We start from the raw sequence: 21,267 nt of genomic DNA, 5'->3' as shown, positions 1-21,267 counted from the left end.
GTCCTCCCTATCGAACGGACTCGTAGTTTAGCAGGCCCTCCGGAAGCCGAAAGCCCGTCTGGTCTCGTTCGAAGTCGAACGAATCGACGACTGCATCGAGTGTCAATGGTCCGTAGACGTGCGGGAACGAGCTTCCGCCGTCTTCGTTCGTTTCGTATCGAACGGGTGCTTCGAGTCGTGACTCGTCAAGCAACAGGAGGACCCACTCGTCGCGGTGTGCGTGTGCGACGTCGGCGACGACGACTATCTGGCCCAGTTTGGAGCAGTGAACGAACCCCTGCTCGTCGAGCGACGCTGGGCGGTACTCCTCCGTCTGTTCGAACGTCTCCCAGTCCGCTGGAGCGAGTATGTGTGCGATGTATGCCATGTCTCGTCTGTCGATTGACGGAATATTAGTTCACCCGTCCGAGTTCGACTCGGTTACACGAACTTCGGTCGAAACACGTCGCGCTGAGACGCGTCGTTTGGTCTGTAACGTTCGGAAAAGCGCCCGAGGCGGGACTGAACAAACCGAAGTTTGCGAAGGTCGGCGAGGCTCTTCCTCGCCGGGTTTGAACCTCAGTCGCTCTGCTTGCTGACGCTCGCGTCGCTCCTTGGTTCAAATCCTTCTGTCGGAGGTTTCACATTCCAACTAGTCGCTTGGCGACGAGACGCCTCGCTCGGAAGTTGGAAATTAGAGAAGCGCCCGAGGCGGGATTTGAACCCGCGTCACGACCGTGACAGGGTCGTATGATGGGCCACTACACCACCCGGGCTTACTGAAGTGAGTTTGCGGTACGGAGAGCGCCCGAGGCGGGATTTGAACCCGCGTCACGACCGTGACAGGGTCGTATGATGGGCCACTACACCACCCGGGCCCTCCGTCTGCACTCATTCGTAGCCGAGGTTTGTAGATAAGACTTACCATCTTCGACGCCCATGGCCCGCGGTACCGCGATTCCTGCCCCGAAGACATTTATATTGAGATACCCCATGCCAATATGTGACGACTCGCGCATCTTCGGTGCGTGACCTCCGGTAGCGTTGCCTTTCTTCGACGCAGTTGGCAAGTGTTATATGGGTGGCTCCCGAAATCTGCCGTAGTATCCCGTGACAGCTTCTTCCAGCACCCAGCAGCACCATACATGGTAGACGTAAGCCAACACAAACTGGTTCCGGAACACACGCTTCTCGACGATGAGGCCGTCGAGGACGTGTTACAGGAGTACAACGTCAAGAAGACGAATCTCCCGAAGATCAAGAGGAAAGACCCGGCGCTCCCCGAGGACGCAGAGCCCGGCGACGTCATCAAGATCGTTCGGAATTCGCGGACGACAGACAAAGCAGTCGTATATCGACTGGTGATTGAATGAATCGACAAGCGCGACGCGAGGTCTCTCGCAAGTACTTCTCTGAAGAACGGCTCGCTGAACATCACTTCCGCTCTTTCAACGCGTTCCTCGAACGCGGCATGATGGATGTCGTCGAGGAAAAGGCCACTATCGAGACCGACATTGGCGACAAAGAGGGCGAAGAGCCGGTCTACGTCGAACTCGGTGGCGTCCGCGTCGAGACACCCCGTGTCCGCGAGGCCGACGGCTCCGAGGAACTTCTCTTCCCACAGGAAGCACGCCTGCGCAACATCACCTACTCCGCCCCCGTGTTCATGGAGATGTCCATCGTCCGCGGCGGCGAAGAAGAAGAGGAAGTCGTCGTCGATACCGCTGAGACGAAGGTCGGACGGATGCCGATCATGGTCGGCTCCTCGAAGTGTAACATCGCAGAACTCTCCGACGAGGACCTCGTCGAAATCGGCGAGGACCCCGTTGACCCCGGTGGGTATTTCATCGTCAACGGTTCTGAGCGCGTGCTCATGACCTCCGAGGACCTGGCTCCGAACAAGATTCTCGCCGAGTACGACACGAAGTACGGCGACGAGATTCAAGTCGCAAAGACGTTCAGCCAGCGCCGCGGGTACCGCGCGCTCGTTCTCTGTGAACGCAACCGCGAAGGACTGCTCGAAGTCTCGTTCCCCTCCGTCTCGGGGAGCGTTGACTTCGTGACGCTTGTGCGTGCGCTCGGGCTCGAATCGGACGAGGAGATCGTTCACCGCGTCTCCGACGACCCCGAGATTGTGAAGTTCATGCTCGAAAACCTCGAAGAGGCCGAGGTTCAGACCCAAGAACAGGCCATCGAGGCGCTCGGCAAGCGCGTTGCTGGCGGACAGGGGAAGAACTACCAGCTCAAGCGCGCCAACTACGTTATCGACCGCTACCTTCTGCCGCATCTCCACGAGGAGGGTGCCGAAGAAGAAGAAGTGCGCATGAACAAGGCGTACTACCTCTGCCGCATGGCCGAGGCGTGTTTCGAACTCGCACTCCAGCGTCGGGACTCCGACGACAAGGACCACTACGCCAACAAGCGGCTCAAGGTCTCCGGTGACCTGATGAAGGACCTGTTCCGGACCGCGCTCAACAAGCTGGCACGCGACGTGAAGTACCAGCTCGAACGCGCGAACATGCGTAATCGAAACCTAACGGTGAACACTGTCGTCCGCTCCGACGTGCTCACAGAGCGGCTCGAACACCCGATTGCGACGGGGAACTGGGTGGGCGGCCGCTCCGGCGTCTCTCAGCTCGTAGACCGGACGGACTACATGGGTGTGCTGTCGCACCTGCGTCGTCTCCGGAGTCCGCTGTCGCGCTCGCAGCCCCACTTCGAGGCGCGCGACCTGCACGCGACCCAGTGGGGTCGCATCTGCCCCTCAGAGACTCCTGAGGGACCGAACTGTGGTCTGGTGAAGAACTTCGCGCAGGCGATGGAACTCTCCCAGAACGTCGAAGACGAACAGGCACTAAAGCGAGAACTTGCGTCGATGGGTGTCGAGGGAATCCCCGGCATCGACAGCGTCGACGCCACACCCGCAGACGACTAACATGGCTCAGGCACAGCGAGAAGCGAAAGTATACGTCAACGGTAGTCTCGTCGGGACCCATCCCGACCCCAACCAACTCGCGGCACAGATCCGGGAGGCGCGCCGACGCGGCGACGTCAGTCAGATGGTGAACGTTTCCATCAAGGAACGAACCCGCGAAGTTATCATCAACGCGGACGCCGGTCGCGCCCGCCGTCCGCTCATCGTCGTCGAAGACGGCGAGCCACTCCTCGGCGACGAACACGTCGAGGCGCTCGACAACGACGAACTCGACTTCGACGATCTCGTCGAGCGAGGACTCGTCGAGTTCATCGACGCCGAAGAGGAAGAAGACATCTACGTCGCGGTCGATGAAGACGAGATCAACGAGGACCACACGCACCTCGAAATCGACCCACAACTCATCTTCGGTATCGGTGCCGGGATGATTCCGTACCCGGAACACAACGCTTCACCGCGTATTACGATGGGTGCAGGGATGATGAAGCAGTCGCTCGGGCTTCCGGCGGCGAACTACCGGATTCGACCCGACACGCGACAGCACCTCATGCATTACCCACAGCTCTCGATGGTCAAAACGCAGACCACAGAGCAGATTGGGTTCGACGAGCGACCGGCCGCACAGAACTTCGTGGTCGCCGTGATGTCCTACGAGGGCTTCAACATCGAGGACGCGCTCGTCATGAACAAAGGCTCTGTCGAACGCGCCCTCGCTCGTTCGCACTTCTTCCGTACGTACGAAGGCGAAGAGCGCCGCTATCCCGGTGGGCAGGAAGACCGCTTCGAGATTCCGTCCCAGGACGTGCGTGGTGCGCGCGGTGAAGACGCGTACTCGCACCTCGACGAAGACGGCCTCGTCAATCCCGAGACGGTCGTTGACGAGAACTCCGTGCTTCTCGGAAAGACCTCGCCGCCGCGGTTCCTCGAAGAACCCGACGACATGGCTGGACTCTCGCCGCAGAAGCGCCGCGAGACCTCCGTCACGATGCGTTCCGGCGAATCCGGTGTCGTGGACACCGTCACCCTGATGGAGGGTGAAGACGGCTCGAAACTCGCCAAGGTGTCCGTCCGCGACCAGCGGGTCCCGGAACTCGGCGACAAGTTCGCATCCCGACACGGACAGAAGGGTGTCGTGGGCCACTTGGCTCCGCAAGAAGACATGCCGTTTACCGCAGAGGGCGTCGTCCCCGACCTCGTCCTCAACCCGCACGCACTGCCGTCGCGCATGACGGTCGGCCACGTGCTGGAGATGCTCGGCGGCAAGGTTGGTGCACTCGAAGGACGTCGCGTAGACGGGACCGCGTTCCAGGGTGAGTCCGAACAGGAACTTCGCTCCGCACTGGAAGACCGCGGCTTCATGTCCTCCGGGAAGGAGGTCATGTACTCCGGTGTCACCGGCGAAAAGATCGAGGCCGAAATCTTCGTCGGCATCATCTTCTACCACAAACTGTACCACATGGTGAGCAACAAACTGCACGCCCGCTCGCGCGGTCCCGTGCAGGTGCTCACCCGTCAGCCGACCGAAGGTCGCGCCCGCGAGGGTGGGCTTCGTCTCGGTGAGATGGAGCGTGACACCGTTATCGGACACGGTGCCGCGATGGTGCTCCAAGAGCGCCTGCTCGACTCCTCCGACAAGGAAAGCGTCTACATCTCCGCAGACACCGGCATGGTCGCCGTCGAAGACCGCGACCAGCGCCGCATCTACGACCCGGTCACTGGCGACGAGGACAACATCCACGAAATCGAGATCAGCTACGCGTTCAAACTGCTTCTCGACGAGATGGTCGCGCTCGGCGTACGCCCGCGCATCGAACTGAAGGACGCGGTCTAACCACACATGTCAATGCAGACACCCAAAGAAATCGGCAGTATCCAGTTCGGGTTGATGGACCCGGAGACGTACCGAGACATGTCCGCGACGAAGGTCATCACCGCGGACACCTACGACGACGACGGCTACCCAATCGACATGGGTCTCATGGACCCGCGTCTGGGCGTCATCGACCCCGGTCTGCAGTGCCGCACCTGCGGCCAGCACTCCGGGTCGTGTAACGGGCACTTCGGTCACATCGAACTGGCCGCACCCGTCATCCACGTCGGATTCACGAAGCTCATCCGTCGTCTGCTCCGCTCGACGTGCCGCGAGTGCGGTCGTCTCGCGCTCACGCAGGAAGAAGCAGAGGAGTACCACGACAAACTCGGTCGCACGAAGGAACTCGGCGACGACTGGAGCGACGTGATGAAGTCGGCAGTCCGGCAGGCCCGCAAGGCTCACCGCTGTCCGCACTGTGGCTCGCCCCAGCACGACATCAAACACGAGAAGCCGACTACCTACTACGAGGTCCAGAACGTGCTCGCCGGGGACTACTCCGAGCGCATCGCCGAAGCGATGCAACCGGACCCCGACGACGAGGACGACGAGGGAATCGACCCGGTCGTGCTCGCCGACAAGACCGGCCTCGACGCCGACCGCATCAATCAGGTACTCGCCGGCGAGTTCCGACCGGTCGGTGACGACCGCAAGGCGCTCGAAAAGGCGCTCGACCTCGACCTGACCGAAGAGGACATGAACAAGCTGATGCCCTCGGACATCCGCGACTGGTTCGAGGACATCCCGGACGAGGACCTCATCACGCTCGGTATCGACCCCGACCGGTCGCGTCCCGAGTGGATGATTCTGACCGTCCTCCCCGTCCCGCCAGTCACGGCACGCCCGTCGATTACGCTGGACAACGGCCAGCGCTCCGAGGACGACCTGACCCACAAACTGGTGGACATCATCCGCATCAACCAGCGGTTCATGGAGAACCGCGAGGCGGGTGCCCCGCAACTCATTATCGAGGACCTGTGGGAACTCCTCCAGTACCACGTCACCACGTTCATCGACAACGAGATTTCGGGCACGCCGCCGGCACGTCACCGCTCCGGCCGCCCGCTCAAGACGCTCAGCCAGCGCCTGAAAGGCAAGGAAGGTCGCTTCCGCGGCTCTCTGTCTGGTAAGCGCGTCAACTTCTCCGCGCGTACCGTCATCTCGCCGGACCCGACGCTTTCTCTCAACGAGGTCGGCGTGCCGGACCGCGTTGCGACGGAGATGACCCAGACGATGAACGTCACCGAGCGCAACATCGACGAGGCTCGCCAGTACGTCCGTAACGGGCCGGAGAGCCACCCCGGCGCGAACTACGTTCGTCGCCCTGACGGTCGTCGCCTGAAGGTGACAGAGAAGAACTGCGAAGAACTCGCAGAGAAAGTCGAACTCGGTTGGGAGGTCAACCGACACCTCGTCGATGGTGACATCGTCATCTTCAACCGACAGCCATCGCTCCACAGGATGTCGATTATGGCACACGAAGTCGTCGTGATGCCGTACAAGACGTTCCGCCTGAACACCGTCGTCTGCCCGCCGTACAACGCAGACTTCGACGGCGACGAGATGAACATGCACGCCCTCCAGAACGAGGAGGCCCGTGCCGAGGCGCGCGTCCTCATGCGCGTCCAAGAGCAGATTCTCTCGCCGCGCTTCGGTGAGAACATCATCGGAGCCATTCAGGACCACATTTCGGGAACGTACCTGCTCACGCACGACAACCCGCATTTCGTCGAGACGCAGGCGCTCGACCTGCTTCGTGCGACGCGCGTGGACACGCTCCCCGAACCCGCAGGCGAAGACGACGACGGCACCCCGTACTGGACGGGCCAGCAGATCTTCTCCGAACTCCTGCCCGACGACCTGGACATGGAGTTCACCTCGAAGGTCGGCGACACCGTGCTCATCGAGGGCGGCCAACTCGTCGAGGGGACCATCGACGAAGACGCCGTCGGTGCCTTCGGTGGCGAGATTGTAGACGTGCTCGCAAAGGACTACTCGAAGACGCGCTCGCGCATCTTCATCAACGAGATTGCCTCGCTTGCGATGCGTGCAATCATGCACTTCGGGCTGTCTATCGGTATCGACGACGAGTCGATTCCGGACGAGGCGACCGCGCAGGTCGACGAGGCCATCGACGCCGCCTACGACAAGATTCAGGAACTCATCGAAATCTACGAGGCGGGCGAACTCGAATCACTGCCGGGTCGCTCGGTCGATGAGACGCTCGAAATGAAGATTATGCAGCGTCTCGGAAAGGCACGTGACTCTGCTGGTGAAATCGCAGAGGACCACTTCGAAGAGGACAACCCGGCAGTCGTGATGTCGAAGTCCGGTGCGCGTGCATCCATGCTCAACCTGACCCAGATGGCCGGCTGTGTCGGTCAGCAGGCAGTTCGGGGCGAGCGAATCAACCGCGGCTACGAAGGTCGTACTCTGAGCCACTACCAGAAAGGCGACCTCTCGGCCGAGGCCCACGGCTTCGTCGAGAACTCCTACCGCGCCGGTCTCACCCCGCGTGAGTTCTTCTTCCACGCGATGGGTGGCCGCGAAGGGCTGGTGGACACGGCAGTTCGTACTTCGAAGTCCGGATACCTCCAGCGCCGTCTCATCAACGCGCTATCCGAACTCGAAGCGCAGTACGACGGGTCCGTCCGCGACACGTCCGGAACCATCGTTCAGTTCGAGTTCGGTGAAGACGGTACGAGTCCGGTGAAGGTCTCGTCGGACGACGAGATGCCGATAGACGTCGATAACATCGCCGACCGCGTCATCGACGCGGAGTTCACATCGACCGAGGAGAAAGAACGCTTCCTCGGCGAACGCGCACCGCCGACAAACCTCTCCGAACACGCAGAACCGCGTGTTGACGCCCGTGCGGGGGTCGAATCCGATGACTGATAACGCCGTAATCTCCGAATACGAACACGTCGATGCAGACATCGCCGACGTCGTCGAGCCGAAAGACCTGTCTCGACGCCTGAAGGGTCGAATCTACCAGACCATCGAAGACCGCGAGGGCGTCACCCTCGAACAGGCCGGCGAAATCGCACAGGCTGTCGAGGCGCGCTATCTCGAGACACGCGTTGACCCGCTCGACCCCGTCGGGACGGTCTCAGCGCAGTCTATCGGTGAGCCGGGAACGCAGATGACGATGAACACGTTCCACTACGCGGGCGTCGCCGAAATCGACGTCACGCAGGGCCTGCCGCGTCTCATCGAACTGGTGGACGCGCGGAAGACGCCCGACACGCCGATGATGACGGTCTACCTCGACGGTGAGTACGCCGAGAACCGTGACCTCGCTCACCAAGTCGTCTGGAACATCGAATCCACGAAGATTCTGGCGCTCGGTGACATCTCGACCAACGTCGCCGACATGGTGGTTCAGGTCAACCTCAACGACGAGACGCTTCTCGAACGGTGGCCGACCTACGACGACGAAGGCGTCGTTGCGAGCGAAATCGCAGACACCATCGAAGACGCACTCGGAGTCAAGACCCGCCGCGAGGGAACGCTCATCGAATTCGGTCCCGAAAGCCCGAGTTACCGTCGCCTCCTCCAACTCGTCGAGGAACTGCGCGACATCGTGTTCAAGGGTATCGAAGAGGTCTCTCGCGTCGTCATCCGCAAGGAACAGAACGACGACGGAACAGAAGAGTTCGTCCTCTACACCGAAGGGTCGGCCTTCGGCGACGTGCTCTCTATCGAAGGTGTGGACGCTTCGCGCACTACCTCGAACAACATCCACGAGGTGCACAAGCAACTCGGCATCGAGGCCGCTCGTGAGGCAATCATCGACGAAACGATGAACACGCTCAAAGAGCAGGGTCTCGACGACGTGAACATCCGACACCTGATGCTCGTCGCAGACATCATGACCAACGACGGGACTATCGAGTCCATCGGTCGCCACGGTATCTCCGGGTCGAAAGACTCCGTGCTCGCCCGCGCCGCATTCGAGGTCACGGTCAACCACCTGCTCGACGCCGCCATCCACGGCGAAGAAGACGACCTCAACGGCGTCATCGAGAACGTCATCGTCGGCAAGCCGATTGCAATCGGTACCGGCGACGTTGACCTCCGGATGGGGTCGCTCGACGTCCAAGATGCCGACGCGAACGCAGCACCCGAGCCGTCAGACGACTGAAAATGAAAGTTACGCTGTCGGACACGGCCCGTCGATTCATCGCCCTCTTCGAGGACGAAACCGGCGCGACCGCCCACGATTGTCTGGTCTTCGACGACCGGGTCGTCTTCCTCGTCGCCGCGGGTGACATGGCGACGGCCATCGGTCCCGGTGGGCGGACAGTCCAGTCCGTCGAACGACGAATCGACCGGTCGGTCGAGCTGGTCGAAGACGCCGACACGCCAGAGGCGTTCGTTGCGAGCGCGCTCGCACCGGCCGCCGTCCGGCACGTGACTCTCTCAGAGCAAAACGACACTGTCGCGTACGTCGAAGTCGCTGAAGCGGACCGCGGCGTCGCAATCGGTTCGAGCGGAAAAACCATCGACACCGCGCGCGAACTGGCGCGTCGCCACTACGGCATCGACGACATCAAATTGACGTAGCGAGGACGACCGTTCTCGCGGCGTCGCGTCTTTTTGTTTGAACACGGACACGCGAGCGGTCGCTCTGCGTCGATACGATGTATCTATCTATCTATCTATCTACAATTCGGGTAACGAACCGAACGACGACTCGAATGACAAGCCGAGCGACGAACTGAACGCCATTCGAGTATCCCGCGCTTCTTTAGTCGATTGTACGGCGCATCACGATTCATCACAAAACGCAACGATTGTCAGACTTGGTGGACGTATGCGCGGTCGTCCTTGTACTCGTCCGGGATGTCGCCGATTCCCCAGCCTTCGCCCGTGGTTTCGATGTAGTAGTAATCGCGGTCGTCGAGCGTCCAGTACGTGCCGGGAAGGTCGGTGCCGTAGATGCCGACGGCCATGTGTCCCGGCGGTTGAATCAGAACCATATCGTAGCCGAATGGCTCGCTCTGGAGGAGTCCGGCGAGCATGATACTCGTGTCTTCGCAGTCGCCGCCGAGTCCGACGAGCGTCTCAACGCTGAACTTGGTGAAGTCGTCGAACCCGGTCGAAACGTCGTCGGGAACGTACGGAAGACGCTGAACGAAGTCGATGACGAACTCGACTGTCTCCCGTTTTTCCGTGAAGCCGTTCGACACCGCTAACTCGTCGAGGATGCTTGCAAACCCGCCGATAAAGCCGCTTTGCATCTCGAATTGGACGAACTCTGGTCGCCGTCGCCCGTGGTCTCGGTTCACCGCCTGCATGTACGCGCTCTTGTACACGTAGAACGGAGCTTCCCATTGTCTGCCGGCTGTTCGGCCGACGATGCTGATGTCGAAGACGCCTTCGGCTTCGACGCGTCTGTATCCGTCTCCGGATTCGCCGCCGATTGCCGCCAACGTCGGTGGTTTGTCTCTGCGAATCGCCTTCCGGTCTGCGTCCCACCTGAACGGGTCTGTCTCCGCAATCAAGTCTATCTCGTCAGCGGTCGCGTCGTCGAGCGACGTCCCCTCGGGAACGAGCGCCGCAATGTAGTGGACGCGGGTCTCTTCGGCGGCGCTCGGAAACGTAATACCGACTGTCTCCGTCGTGGAGGACGCTCCGTCGGGTATCGAAAGAGAGGTCGTTTCGCGGGTGAACTCTCGACCCCGCGGGAACTCGACGAGCGAGACTGTGAGGTCTCTGTCTGAAACGTCGTAGCCATCGACGCTCTCCGTACGGAGAACGACCTCGGCCCCTCGATGAGAGTACCGAGCGATGTAGTTACGCCGGTCGAACACGCCCGGATTCGTCGCGGAGAGCGCGTTCGACGATATCGCTTTGGACGTGTCCGTGTCGGTCTCTGTCTCTGACTCCGCTTCCGTCTCGGACGGTGACGACGGCGTCGTGGTGGGTGTCGCGGTCGGCGTCGGGGGTGTCGTTGGCGTTGGTGTGTGAGACGCCTTCGGTGTCGCAGTGAGCGTCGGCGTCGCCGTTCCCGTCGCCGACGCAGATTCGAGGTCCAACCGCCGGGAGACGTTCGCGTCACGGGGGGCGTAATCCTCCGAGTCGATGACGCCATCGCCGTCAGTGTCCGTGGGTTCGGCGTCTGGCGAACTCGTACAGCCAGCGAGGCTCACAAGAGAGAGTCCACAAAGCCCCCTCACGAGGTGGCGTCGAGAGAGACGGGAGGCAGGACCGACCGCTCCGGTCGGGTTCGACTGCTCGGGCATCGTCCCTGATACGTTCTCGAATGTAGTAAACTACGAGTATTCGCCCAGTTCCCGATCGTCAGTCGGTCGCCGGATACCGGCCACACGTTTTTGGTCGCCGCGCGCACCGAGGTAGGCATGCTTTCGCTTCGACAGCGTTTCGTCGCCACGGTTGGTCAAATCGACGTCAGCCGACTTGCGACGTACGAGGACGCCGCCGGTATGGTCGTGGGGTTCGTCGTCGGGGCCGCACTCGTCTACCTCTTCGGGCGACTTGTCTTCGTTCCTGGAGTCACGAGCGTCGTCAGCGCTCGCAACGAGAACAATCCGACGTTAGAGACCGCGACTCGGACGTACACTCACGCGTTCGTCGTCGTCGTTGCGACACTTGTCGGCGTCGTCGGCGCGGGATTCGGGTCGCTTTTGACCGACACCACGCTCATCGTCGCGGCGCTGACGCTCGTCGTCGGCGTCGCCGGCCAAGAGGTCATCGGCGCGCTCGTCAGCGGTTTCTTTCTCGTCGCCGACCCGGATTTCAACGTCGGCGACTGGATTTCGTGGCCCGGCGGCGAAGGCGTGGTCGAGGCAGTCGATTTCCGGGTCACACGCGTCAGAACCGTCAACAACGAAACTATCTCCGTCCCGAACACCGAACTCACGACGAACGCACTGGTTCGTCCGTACGGCCGCGAACGGTATCGGGTCACGGAACGAATCGACGTGGCGTATGCGGACGACGTGGAACTAGCTCTTCGGGAACTCGCCGAGGTCGCGCGCGAAGACGAACGGGTGGTAGAAGACCCCGCCCCCACGTCGCGTATCATCGAGTTTGCGGGGGGTTCTGTGGGACTTAAAGCGGAGTTCTGGATCGAATCGCCGATGGACGTGAACCTCGTCGATGTCCGCTCGCAGTTCAGGCGGCGAGTGAAGTTGCGGTTCGACGAAGAGGGGTTGACGCTCGGCCCAGCCGCGGGAAGAGAGGTCAGCGGCCGCCTCGACGTTGACCTCGTCGCTGAGTGACCCTCCGTCGAAACGACACTCTCTCCGGACCGTTCAGTCCCTCTCCGTCAACGAGGAACCGTCATTTCCAATCGGTGAAACGCTCTCAGATTCCTCCTTAGGGGTCGCTAATCGCTCCTGAATCCGTCTCGCCGAGATTCGAAAAGGGAGGCTTAAGTAGCTCCATCTGGAATCCACGTTTACTATGGCAAACGGCAAATACGCCGCGCGCAAGCTCAAGCAGGACCGGCAGAAACGCCGCTGGTCCGACTCTGAGTACGCGCGCCGTGAGCGCGGTCTCGGCAAGAAGTCCGACCCGCTCGAGGGTGCCCCGCAGGGTCGCGGCATCGTCCTCGAAAAGGTTGGTATCGAAGCAAAACAGCCGAACTCGGCAATCCGAAAATGCGTCCGTGTTCAGCTCATCAAGAACGGAAAGCAGGTCACCGCCTTCTGTCCCGGTGACGGTGCAATCTCGTTCATCGACGAACACGACGAAGTGACCATCGCTGGTATCGGTGGTGCGAAGGGTCGTGCGATGGGTGACCTTTCGGGTGTCAACTACAAGGTCGAGAAGGTCAACGGCGTCTCGATGATCGAACTCGTCCGCGGTAACGCAGAGAAACCGGTGCGCTAACCATGTCGGAAAGCGACGCACCCGAACCCGAATCTCCCGCCAGCAGCGAGGAAGCCAAGCAGAACGCCCTTCTGTTCGGCGTCTGGGAAGTGTCCGAAATCGAATACACGGACCCCAGCATGAGCCGCTACATCAAGGCGACGCCTATCGCTCACACGATGGGACGTCACGCCTCGAAGCAGTTCCAGAAGTCCGAGATAAGCATCGTCGAGCGTCTCATCAACCGTCTCATGCAGACGGAGGACAACACGGGACACAAACAGAAGACGAGCAAAATCGTCAAGGAAGCGTTCGAAATCGTCAACGAGCGCTCCGAAGAGAACCCGGTTCAGGTTCTCGTCCGTGCCGTCGAGAACGCCGGACCCCGCGAGGAGACCGTCCGTCTCAAGTACGGTGGCATCTCGGTCCCGCAGGCCGTTGACGTTGCGCCTCAGCGCCGCGTTGACGAGGCACTGAAATTCATCGCACGGGGTACTCTCAGCGGTTCCTACAAGACCACGACCACCGCCGCCGAATCGCTCGCACAGCAGCTTATCGGCGCGGCCGACTACGACGTTCAGACGTACGCTATCTCGCAGAAAGAAGAGAAAGAGCGCGTCGCAGAAGCGGCCCGGTAATCTCTCATTTCTCTTTGTTTTCCCGCCGGCGAGCGGCCGCGCTCTCCGACAACGTTACGCTCTTCGAGACTGCCACGATGCTTATACTATCTGGATAATACGTCTCTCGTATGTCTCGACGGCTCTCAAGGCGGTCGCTTCTTGCGACGCTCGGTGTTGGTAGTGTTGGGTCTCTCGCCGGCTGTCTGCGTTCCGGCTCTTCCGGTCCGGGCGAAACCGACTCGCCGACGACCGACCAGGCTCCGACGACCACCGCGACGCCGACACTAGTGCCGCCGGTTACGGCGCGGTACGACCTCTCGACATCTCACGAACCGACAGCGGCCGAGCAGTCGTGGGAGCCGCCGTCGTCGCCGCCGACGGCCCTCCGCGTCGAACCAGTCGTCGAAAATCTCGAAATCCCGTGGGAGGTCACGTTTGCACCCAACGGAGACCTGTTCGTCTCCGAGCGCCCCGGTCGAATACTCCGCTACAGTGCTGGCACGCTCGACACGTCGTTCGAGACCGAACGCGTCATCGACGCCGGGTCGGTCGCACACGGTGAAGATGGCGGCTGGTGGGCCGCTGGTGGCGAAGGCGGGTTGCTCGGAATCGCAGTTCACCCCCGGTATCCAGACGTGCCGGTCGTCTACGCCGCCTACACGTACGACACCGACGACGGCCCACGCAATCGACTGGTGTGTTTCGACGTGACTGCGGACGACCCGGCGGAGACGGAGACGACTCTCATCGAGGGAATTCCGGGGGCGAACGTCCACAACGGCAGTCGGGTCGCGTTCGGCCCGGCGAACTACCTCTGGATGACGACCGGCGATGCGACAGAAGAGACGGCCGCGGCGGACCCGACGAACCTCGCAGGGTCGGTTCTGCGACTTGAACCCGACGGAACCGCCCCGTCCGACAACCCCGATTTCGGGCCGGAAGCCGACCCGCGACTCTACACTATCGGTCACCGGAACCCGCAGGGGCTCACGTGGCTCCCGGATGGGACGCCGCTCGTCACTGAACACGGACCCGGCGGAGCGGACGAAATAAACCGCCTCGTCGCCGGCGGCAACTACGGATGGGGGACGATGGACCCGACGAAACGCAACGCGGAAGGCTACGCCGACTCCGATTTCGCTCGCCCAGTCGTCAACACCGGGTCGAAGACGTGGGCACCGCCGGGCTGTGTGTTCTACACAGGGTCGTTCGATGGGTTCCGAAACCGTCTCGTCGTCGGCGGACTCCGCTCACAGCGACTCAACGTCGTCACGCTCGTCGAATCGGGACGCGACCTCTCCGGCGCGGACTCGGGGAGGGCGTTCGACGCGCCGTGGATGGACGACGCGTACGACGCCGTCGCGCACTCACGACTCGAAGACGAACTCGGTCGCATTCGTGACGTGACTCAAGCGCCGGACGGGTCGCTCCTCGTTTCGACGTCGAACCGCGACGGTCGGACTGAAAGCGACGACGTGACGTATCCGCGTCCGAACGACGACCGAATCCTGCGGGTTGTCCCGGTCTCTGAATGATGGGTGTGCGGTGAACACGATGCAGATAGCGTCTCAGTCGGCGGCAACGTTGGTGCCGACGACGTAGTGTTTCACGACATCGACGAGCGTCCGTCGGTACTCGCTTTTCGAGGGGTCCGCCGCGAGCGTTCGGAAGTGTTCTTTGAACGTGTCGAGAGACACGGACGGCGCATCGTCGGCCGCGGCGTGCGCGAGGTCGTAGAGCCGGTGGTCCGCGCCGACGAGGTCGTGGCGCTCAACTAACGCGAGTGCGAACGCCGCGTTCACCGCCGTAATCTCGGGGTCGGAGCCGCTTGTAACGAGTTGCCACCCCGGACGACCGGTCGGTTGCGGTCTGTCGGCGAGTGCGGCCGCGAGTTGCGATTCGAGGAACTGAACGAGTTTGTCCGCGGGCGCGACCGCGAGCGTCAGGTCGTCGGCGTAGATGTCCTTGCAGTGATTAGCTATCTGGTAGCAGTGTGCGAGCTTTCGTCGTTCGACTGCTCGCCCTGCGAGGGCGAGGAAGACGGCTTCTCGGGTCGATTGGTAGTGCGAGACGTGTCCCTCTTCGTTTCGTGCCATGTGCGACAACTCGTGAAGCGCGAGTTCTCGCGCCATCGCGCTGGTCGCGGCCTGCCGCGAGATGTTGAGGACGTGGTGGTCCTGATAGTGACCGGCCCACGTGCGCGAGTCGGGGTCCGCACGCACGTGAACGAAGACTGGATAGGAAAGCTCGAACTCGGTTTCGAACAGGTCGGCGGCGCTCAAGAACGGGTCTGCCGGTGCGCCCCCGAATACTCGGAGGTCCATTCGTATTTGAGTAATGTTACCAATAGACATGACTCTTACGCCGGTGCCCACGAACCCACGAACACCGGACAGTCTGACTATCGTGACAAAAATGCTCATACCCTGGCCGTAGGGCGGCTGAAAATGGCGAATCCGCTCGGCAAAAACACTACTCTTTTGACCCTCCTGCCGGTAGACCCCTGTATAATGGGCCGACGAAAGAAGATCGTCCAGGAATGTGAGAAACTGATGGACAAGCCGGAACAGATCCGGAATATCGCCATCGCCGCTCACGTTGACCACGGTAAGACGACCCTCTCCGACAATCTCCTCGCAGGTGCGGGCATGATCTCTGACGAGACTGCTGGCCAGCAACTTGCGATGGACACGAAGGAAGACGAACAGGAACGCGGTATCACCATCGACGCCGCAAACGTCTCGATGACCCACGAGTACGAAGATGAGAACCATCTCATCAACCTCATCGACACGCCGGGCCACGTTGACTTCGGTGGCGACGTGACGCGTGCGATGCGTGCCGTTGACGGCGCACTCGTCGTCGTTGACGCCGTCGAGGGTGCCATGCCGCAGACCGAGACGGTCCTGCGTCAGGCGCTCCGCGAAGGCGTCAAGCCGGCCCTGTTCATCAACAAGGTTGACCGCCTCATCAACGAACTGCAGGAAGGTCCCGAGGAGATGCAGAAGCGTCTCGTAGACGTCATCTCCGACGTCAACGAGCTTATTCGGGGCATGACTGAAGAGAAGGACTACGACTGGACTGTCTCCGTCGAAGACGGGACCGTCGCCTTCGGGTCCGCTCTCTACAAGTGGGGCGTCTCCATGCCGTCGATGGAGGAGACCGGTATCTCCTTCGGCGACATCATGGAACTCGAACGCGCGAGCAACCGTCAGGAACTTCACGAGCGCACGCCGCTTTCGGACGTCGTGCTCGACATGGTCGCAGAGCACTTCCCCAACCCGCTCGACGCCCAGCCCCGTCGTATCCCGACGGTCTGGCGTGGTGACTCCGAGTCCGACCTCGCGCGCCAGATGCGCGAAGTCGATGACGACGGCGAAGTCGTCTTCATGGCGACCGACATCTCGATGGACCCCCACGCGGGCGAAATCGCAACCGGTCGTCTCTTCTCCGGTACCATCCGCAAAGGTCAGGAACTCTACGTCTCCGGGACCGCGGGCAAGAACCGCGTCCAGTCCGTCGGTGTCTTCATGGGTGGCGAGCGCGAGGAACTCGACCGCGGTGTCCCCGCAGGGAACATCGCGGCCGTCACGGGTCTCCGTGACGCTATCGCCGGTTCCACCGTCTCGTCCGTCGAGATGACGCCGTTCGAGTCCATCGAACACATCTCCGAGCCTGTCATCACGAAGTCCGTCGAGGCAGAGCGCATGGACGACCTGCCGAAGCTCATCCAGACGCTCCAGCAGGTCGCAAAGGAAGACCCGACCATCCGCATCGAGATTAACGAGGACACGGGCGAGCACCTCATCTCCGGTCAGGGTGAACTCCACCTCGAAGTCATCACACAGCGTATCCGCGACAACCAGGGTATCCCGGTCCGCACCGGTGAGCCGATTGTCGTCTACCGCGAGCAGGTCCAGGGCGAGTCTCACGAAGTCGAGGGTGTCTCCCCGAACCGCCACAACAAGTTCTACATCACGGCGGAACCCCTCTCGCAGGACATCGTTGACGCGATCAAGCTCGGCGAAGTCTCGATGGACATGCCCGAACTGGAGCGCCGTGAGGCACTGCAGGAAGCCGGCATGGACAAGGATACGTCCCAGAACGTCGAACACATCCACGGGACGAACATCCTCATCGACGACACGAAGGGTATTCAGCACCTCAACGAGACGATGGAACTCGTCATCGAGGGTCTCGAAGAGGCGCTCGACGACGGTCCGCTCGCCGCGGAACCCGTTCAGGGGACGCTCCTCCGTCTTCACGACGCAAGGCTCCACGAGGACACCATCCACCGCGGTCCCGCACAGGTCATCCCTGCGACGCGTGACGCGGTCCACCGCTCGCTCATCGCGGGTCAGGTGAAGCTCCTCGAACCCATCCAGAACGTCCGCATCGACGTTCCGTCCGACTACATGGGCTCGGCCTCCGGCGAGATTCAGGGTCGCCGTGGCCGCGTTGACGACATGTACCAGGAAGGTGACCTCATGGTCATCGAGGGTATCGCACCCGTCGAAGAGATGATCGGCTTCTCGTCGGACGTCCGTTCTGCGACGGAAGGCCGCGCCTCTTGGAACACGGAGAACGCCGGCTTCCGCGTGCTCTCGGACAACCTCCAGCGCGAGAAGATCATGGAAATCCGCGAGCGCAAGGGTATGAAGCTCGAACTCTCGCAGGCTATCGACTACATCTAACGAGCGCACACCCGCGCTTTCTTTCGTTTATCCCGCACCCAGCGACTGCACTGCTCGATTGGCCCGCGGGCAGTGGGTCGTGATTTCGCTGAGACCAAATACTCGATACTCGACACCAGTACCCGGTACACGGTAGCCGATGGTCGAGACCCAATAGTCGAATGACATGTGTCAGCACGCAGTTGGCATCGGCAAACTGTGTCGGCTACGAAGGCTTATACCGCGTGGCCGAATCACGGACACATATGCCTAGGGGCACGTCTCCCGACTCCTGGTGCGTCGACGCGAAACCACGGCTGAGCCACGCGTCGCCGACAACACTGTCGGGACGGCCCACGGAGGTGGGACGATGAGCGCGCAGAACCTCGACGGCGAGGGCGACGCCGAGACTGACGGCGGTGGCGAAATGCCCAAGCCGCACACTGTCCGCCTCGAACTCGTCGATGAGCCTGGTCAGCTCCTCGCCGCGCTCCAGCCTATCGCCGAAAACGGGGGTAATTTGCTCTCGATATTCCACGAGCGCGGCAACCTCACCCCGCGAGGACACATTCCGGTCGAAGTTGACCTCGAATGCCCGCCGGACCGATTCGAGGGAATCGTCGATGCGCTCCGGGACGCTGGCGTCAACGTCATCCGCGCCGGTGCGGAGCATTTCGGTGAGGAGGTGACGCTCATCCTCGTCGGCGACCTCGTCGATTCTGACCTCTCGGACACGTTGTACCGTATCGAGGAGTCCGCAGACGCGACAGTCACGGACGTTTCGCTGTCCGCACCGTCAGGGACGAAAGAAACGTCCAGCGCGCGACTCAGACTCGCCGCGCGGTCGGGACAGACCACTGCGGCGCTCGCCGCCGTCCGCGACATCGCCGCCGAAAAGGAGTTACACGTCGTCGAACCGCTCACGGAGGAGTCGGCATGAGTTTCCGACTCGCCGTCCTCGGCGCGGGTGCCGTCGGCGGTTCTGTTTTAGACCTCGCGGACACGTACGGACACGAGGTCGTCGCGTTCGCGGACTCCGCATCGGCCGCCATCGACCCGGACGGATTGGACTCTCAGTCAGTTCGCGCGCGCAAAGAACGGGAGGGCGTCGTCGGCGACGGCGACCCGACCGCGGTGTTCGACACTGACTACGACGTGCTCGTCGAAGCGACGCCGACCACGCTCGGCGACGCCGAGCCGGGATTCTCGCACGTCGAACGCGCGTTGCTCGACGACCGCCACGTCGTCTTGGCGAACAAAGGCCCAGTGGCCGAGCGCTACGGCGACTTGCGCGCCCTCGAAGCGGAAAGCGAGGGCCGCGTCCAGTTCGAAGCGACCGTCGGCGGCGCGATTCCGGTCCTCTCGACGATTTCCGATCTCGGCGCGGGACACGTGACTGCCGCGCGCGGCGTCCTCAACGGGACGGCCAACTTCATCCTCTCGCGCATGGCCGCAGAAGGACTCGACTACGAGCACGTTCTCGCGGAGGCACAAGACCTCGGAGTCGCCGAAGCGGACCCGACGTTCGACGTAGACGGCATCGACGCCGCGCTCAAATTCGTCATTCTCGCTAACGTCTTGAGCGATGAAGCCACCGAATACCGTCTCGACGACGCCGGTGTCGAGGGAATCCGGAACGTCCCCGGTACGGCTCTCGACCTCGCCGCGGAGGACGGACGCACGGTTCGCCTCATCGGCGAGGCGACCGCCGATGGCGTCCGCGTAGCTCCGCGGTTGGTTCCGAAAGGCTCCACGCTGGCCGTGACGGGGACCCAAAACATCGTGCAACTGGAGACGCAACACGCTGGTCAATTGAACATTAGCGGCCGCGGCGCGGGCGGTCCAGAGACTGCAACGGCCGTTTTGTCCGACGTTTCCCGGCTGGAGTAACGGGTTCTCTGGCCCGTAGGGACCAGTTTAAAGCCTTTCAACGACTATCATCGTTCTTCATTTTGTGACTGTGGTATGGTTCCGCAAATCGCAGTACGGCGCTTAGACGGCTCGTAGAGCGTATCGAAATCGTTTTAGGGGTTTCAGCAAAAACACTCCCCACAGAGCGCCTTAGCGCGTGAATACACCAATGAGCGACAAACCCCACCAGAACCTGGCCATCATCGGCCACGTCGACCACGGTAAGAGTACGCTCGTCGGCCGACTCCTGTTCGAGACCGGCTCCGTCCCGGAGCACGTCATCGAGCAGCACCGAGAAGAGGCCGAGGAGAAAGGCAAGGGCGGATTCGAATTCGCCTACGTCATGGACAACCTTGCAGAAGAGCGCGAGCGCGGTGTCACCATCGACATCGCCCACCAGGAATTCGACACGGACGAGTTCTACTTCACCATCGTTGACTGTCCTGGTCACCGCGACTTCGTCAAGAACATGATCACCGGTGCCTCGCAGGCTGACAACGCGGTTCTCGTCGTCGCCGCCGACGACGGTGTCGCGCCGCAGACCCGCGAGCACGTCTTCCTCGCCCGCACCCTGGGTATCGGCGAACTCATCATCGCAGTCAACAAGATGGACGTCGTCGATTACAGCGAAGACAAGTACAACGACGTCAAGGAGCAGGTCACCCAGCTCCTCAAGCAGGTCCGCTTCGACTCGGACAACGCGACGTTCGTGCCGATTTCCGCCTTCGAGGGCGACAACATCGCCGAGCGCTCCGACAACACCTCCTGGTACGATGACGACATCCTCCTTGAGGCACTCAACAACCTGCCGGCACCGCAGCCGCCGACGGACGCGCCGCTGCGCCTGCCCATCCAGGACGTTTACACCATCTCCGGCATCGGTACGGTTCCTGTTGGACGTATCGAGACGGGTACCCTCAACCCCGGCAACAACGTGAGCTTCCAGCCCTCTGACGTCGGCGGCGAGGTCAAGACCGTCGAGATGCACCACGAAGAAGTCGATGGCGCGGGTCCCGGCGACAACGTCGGATTCAACGTCCGTGGCGTCGGCAAGGACGACATCCGCCGCGGCGACGTCTGTGGCCCGGCTGACGACCCGCCGAAGGTCGCAGAGACCTTCCAGGCGCAGGTCGTCGTCATGCAGCACCCCTCGGTCATCACCGCTGGCTACACGCCGGTCTTCCACGCCCACACGGCGCAGGTCGCGTGTACCATCGAGTCGATCGACCAGAAGCTCGACCCCGCGTCGGGCGAGGTTGCTGAGGAGAACCCGGACTTCATCAAGTCCGGCGACGCCGCTATCGTGACCGTCCGTCCGCAGAAGCCGCTCAGCATCGAGCCGTCCTCCGAGATTCCGGAACTCGGCAGCTTCGCTGTCCGTGACATGGGTCAGACCATCGCGGCCGGCAAAGTGCTCGAAGTCAACGAGCGATAACG

17 protein-coding genes and 2 tRNA genes are annotated in these 21,267 nt (G+C 61.8%); 14 read left to right on the top strand and 5 right to left on the bottom strand.

Annotation, left to right across the window (positions count from 1 at the left end; genetic code table 11):
• Positions 1-7: 7 nt before the first annotated feature.
• The 3 genes from C440_RS07520 to C440_RS07510 form a co-directional block, all read right to left on the bottom strand.
• On the bottom strand, positions 8-367 hold the full coding sequence (locus tag C440_RS07520; protein WP_008319750.1) for a DUF952 domain-containing protein: 360 nt from the start codon (positions 365-367) through the stop codon (positions 8-10).
• Positions 368-682: 315 nt separating this feature from the next.
• Positions 683-755: transfer RNA gene (locus C440_RS07515), tRNA-Asp, on the bottom strand.
• Positions 756-784: 29 nt separating this feature from the next.
• Positions 785-857 (bottom strand) — tRNA-Asp (locus C440_RS07510).
• A gap of 267 nt (positions 858-1,124) precedes the next feature.
• Between C440_RS07510 and C440_RS07505 the strand changes: the two genes are divergently transcribed.
• From C440_RS07505 to C440_RS07480, 6 genes are read left to right on the top strand one after another with little or no spacing between them, the layout of a single operon-like run.
• Positions 1,125-1,352: a DNA-directed RNA polymerase subunit H gene (locus C440_RS07505; protein WP_008319749.1), complete on the top strand. Its 228-nt coding sequence runs from the start codon at positions 1,125-1,127 to the stop codon at positions 1,350-1,352.
• Complete coding sequence (locus C440_RS07500; RefSeq protein WP_008319748.1) at positions 1,349-2,914, top strand: DNA-directed RNA polymerase subunit B''; 1,566 nt, start codon at positions 1,349-1,351, stop codon at positions 2,912-2,914. Before C440_RS07505 ends, C440_RS07500 begins: the two co-directional genes overlap by 4 nt.
• A gap of 1 nt (position 2,915) precedes the next feature.
• Positions 2,916-4,745, top strand: coding sequence for a DNA-directed RNA polymerase subunit B (gene rpoB / locus C440_RS07495; protein WP_008319747.1), 1,830 nt, complete (start codon positions 2,916-2,918; stop codon positions 4,743-4,745).
• 12 nt (positions 4,746-4,757) lie between these two features.
• Complete coding sequence (locus C440_RS07490; RefSeq protein ID WP_008319745.1) at positions 4,758-7,682, top strand: DNA-directed RNA polymerase subunit A'; 2,925 nt, start codon at positions 4,758-4,760, stop codon at positions 7,680-7,682.
• Positions 7,675-8,931, top strand: coding sequence for a DNA-directed RNA polymerase subunit A'' (rpoA2, locus tag C440_RS07485; protein ID WP_008319744.1), 1,257 nt, complete (start codon positions 7,675-7,677; stop codon positions 8,929-8,931). Before C440_RS07490 ends, rpoA2 begins: the two co-directional genes overlap by 8 nt.
• Before the next feature lie 2 nt (positions 8,932-8,933).
• Positions 8,934-9,353: a NusA-like transcription termination signal-binding factor gene (locus C440_RS07480; protein ID WP_008319743.1), complete on the top strand. Its 420-nt coding sequence runs from the start codon at positions 8,934-8,936 to the stop codon at positions 9,351-9,353.
• 233 nt (positions 9,354-9,586) lie between these two features.
• Here C440_RS07480 and C440_RS07475 read toward each other — a convergent pair whose 3' ends face one another.
• Positions 9,587-11,035 (bottom strand): hypothetical protein, encoded by a 1,449-nt coding sequence (locus C440_RS07475; protein WP_008319742.1) that lies wholly within the window; start codon positions 11,033-11,035, stop codon positions 9,587-9,589.
• A gap of 117 nt (positions 11,036-11,152) precedes the next feature.
• Here C440_RS07475 and C440_RS07470 point away from each other — a divergent pair, with 117 nt between their 5' ends.
• From C440_RS07470 to C440_RS07455, 4 genes are all read left to right on the top strand, one after another.
• Complete coding sequence (locus C440_RS07470; protein WP_008319741.1) at positions 11,153-12,034, top strand: mechanosensitive ion channel family protein; 882 nt, start codon at positions 11,153-11,155, stop codon at positions 12,032-12,034.
• 184 nt (positions 12,035-12,218) lie between these two features.
• Entirely contained in the window at positions 12,219-12,647 is a 429-nt protein-coding gene (locus C440_RS07465) for a 30S ribosomal protein S12 (RefSeq protein WP_004044570.1), read from the top strand.
• Between the two features lie 2 nt (positions 12,648-12,649).
• Positions 12,650-13,264 carry a 30S ribosomal protein S7 gene (locus C440_RS07460; protein ID WP_008319739.1) on the top strand — a complete coding sequence of 205 codons (615 nt, stop codon included), beginning with the start codon at positions 12,650-12,652 and terminating at the stop codon, positions 13,262-13,264.
• Positions 13,265-13,374: 110 nt separating this feature from the next.
• Entirely contained in the window at positions 13,375-14,781 is a 1,407-nt protein-coding gene (locus tag C440_RS07455; protein ID WP_008319738.1) for a PQQ-dependent sugar dehydrogenase, read from the top strand.
• A gap of 33 nt (positions 14,782-14,814) precedes the next feature.
• Here the strand turns inward: C440_RS07455 and C440_RS07450 are convergent, their stop codons facing one another.
• Entirely contained in the window at positions 14,815-15,570 is a 756-nt protein-coding gene (locus C440_RS07450) for a DUF5781 family protein (protein WP_008319737.1), read from the bottom strand.
• A 186-nt stretch (positions 15,571-15,756) separates the two neighbouring features.
• Between C440_RS07450 and C440_RS07445 the strand changes: the two genes are divergently transcribed.
• The 4 genes from C440_RS07445 (at position 15,757) to tuf (ending at position 21,265) form a co-directional block, all read left to right on the top strand.
• Positions 15,757-17,940 carry an elongation factor EF-2 gene (locus C440_RS07445; RefSeq protein ID WP_008319736.1) on the top strand — a complete coding sequence of 728 codons (2,184 nt, stop codon included), beginning with the start codon at positions 15,757-15,759 and terminating at the stop codon, positions 17,938-17,940.
• Between the two features lie 349 nt (positions 17,941-18,289).
• The gene (locus tag C440_RS07440) at positions 18,290-18,859 is read left to right on the top strand and encodes an amino acid-binding protein (protein ID WP_049915606.1); all 570 of its coding nucleotides are present in this window, start codon (positions 18,290-18,292) and stop codon (positions 18,857-18,859) included.
• A complete protein-coding gene (locus C440_RS07435) occupies positions 18,856-19,809 on the top strand; it encodes a homoserine dehydrogenase (protein WP_008319734.1) in 954 nt (317 codons plus the stop codon). Before C440_RS07440 ends, C440_RS07435 begins: the two co-directional genes overlap by 4 nt.
• Before the next feature lie 190 nt (positions 19,810-19,999).
• Positions 20,000-21,265 carry a translation elongation factor EF-1 subunit alpha gene (tuf, locus tag C440_RS07430; protein WP_008319733.1) on the top strand — a complete coding sequence of 422 codons (1,266 nt, stop codon included), beginning with the start codon at positions 20,000-20,002 and terminating at the stop codon, positions 21,263-21,265.
• Positions 21,266-21,267 lie beyond the last annotated feature (2 nt).

Origin of the sequence: Haloferax mucosum ATCC BAA-1512 (assembly GCF_000337815.1) — an archaeon.
GTDB classification, from domain to species: domain Archaea; phylum Halobacteriota; class Halobacteria; order Halobacteriales; family Haloferacaceae; genus Haloferax; species Haloferax mucosum.
Note: the sequence above shows the minus strand (reverse complement) of the source record. Positions and strands in the feature narration are given on the sequence as shown.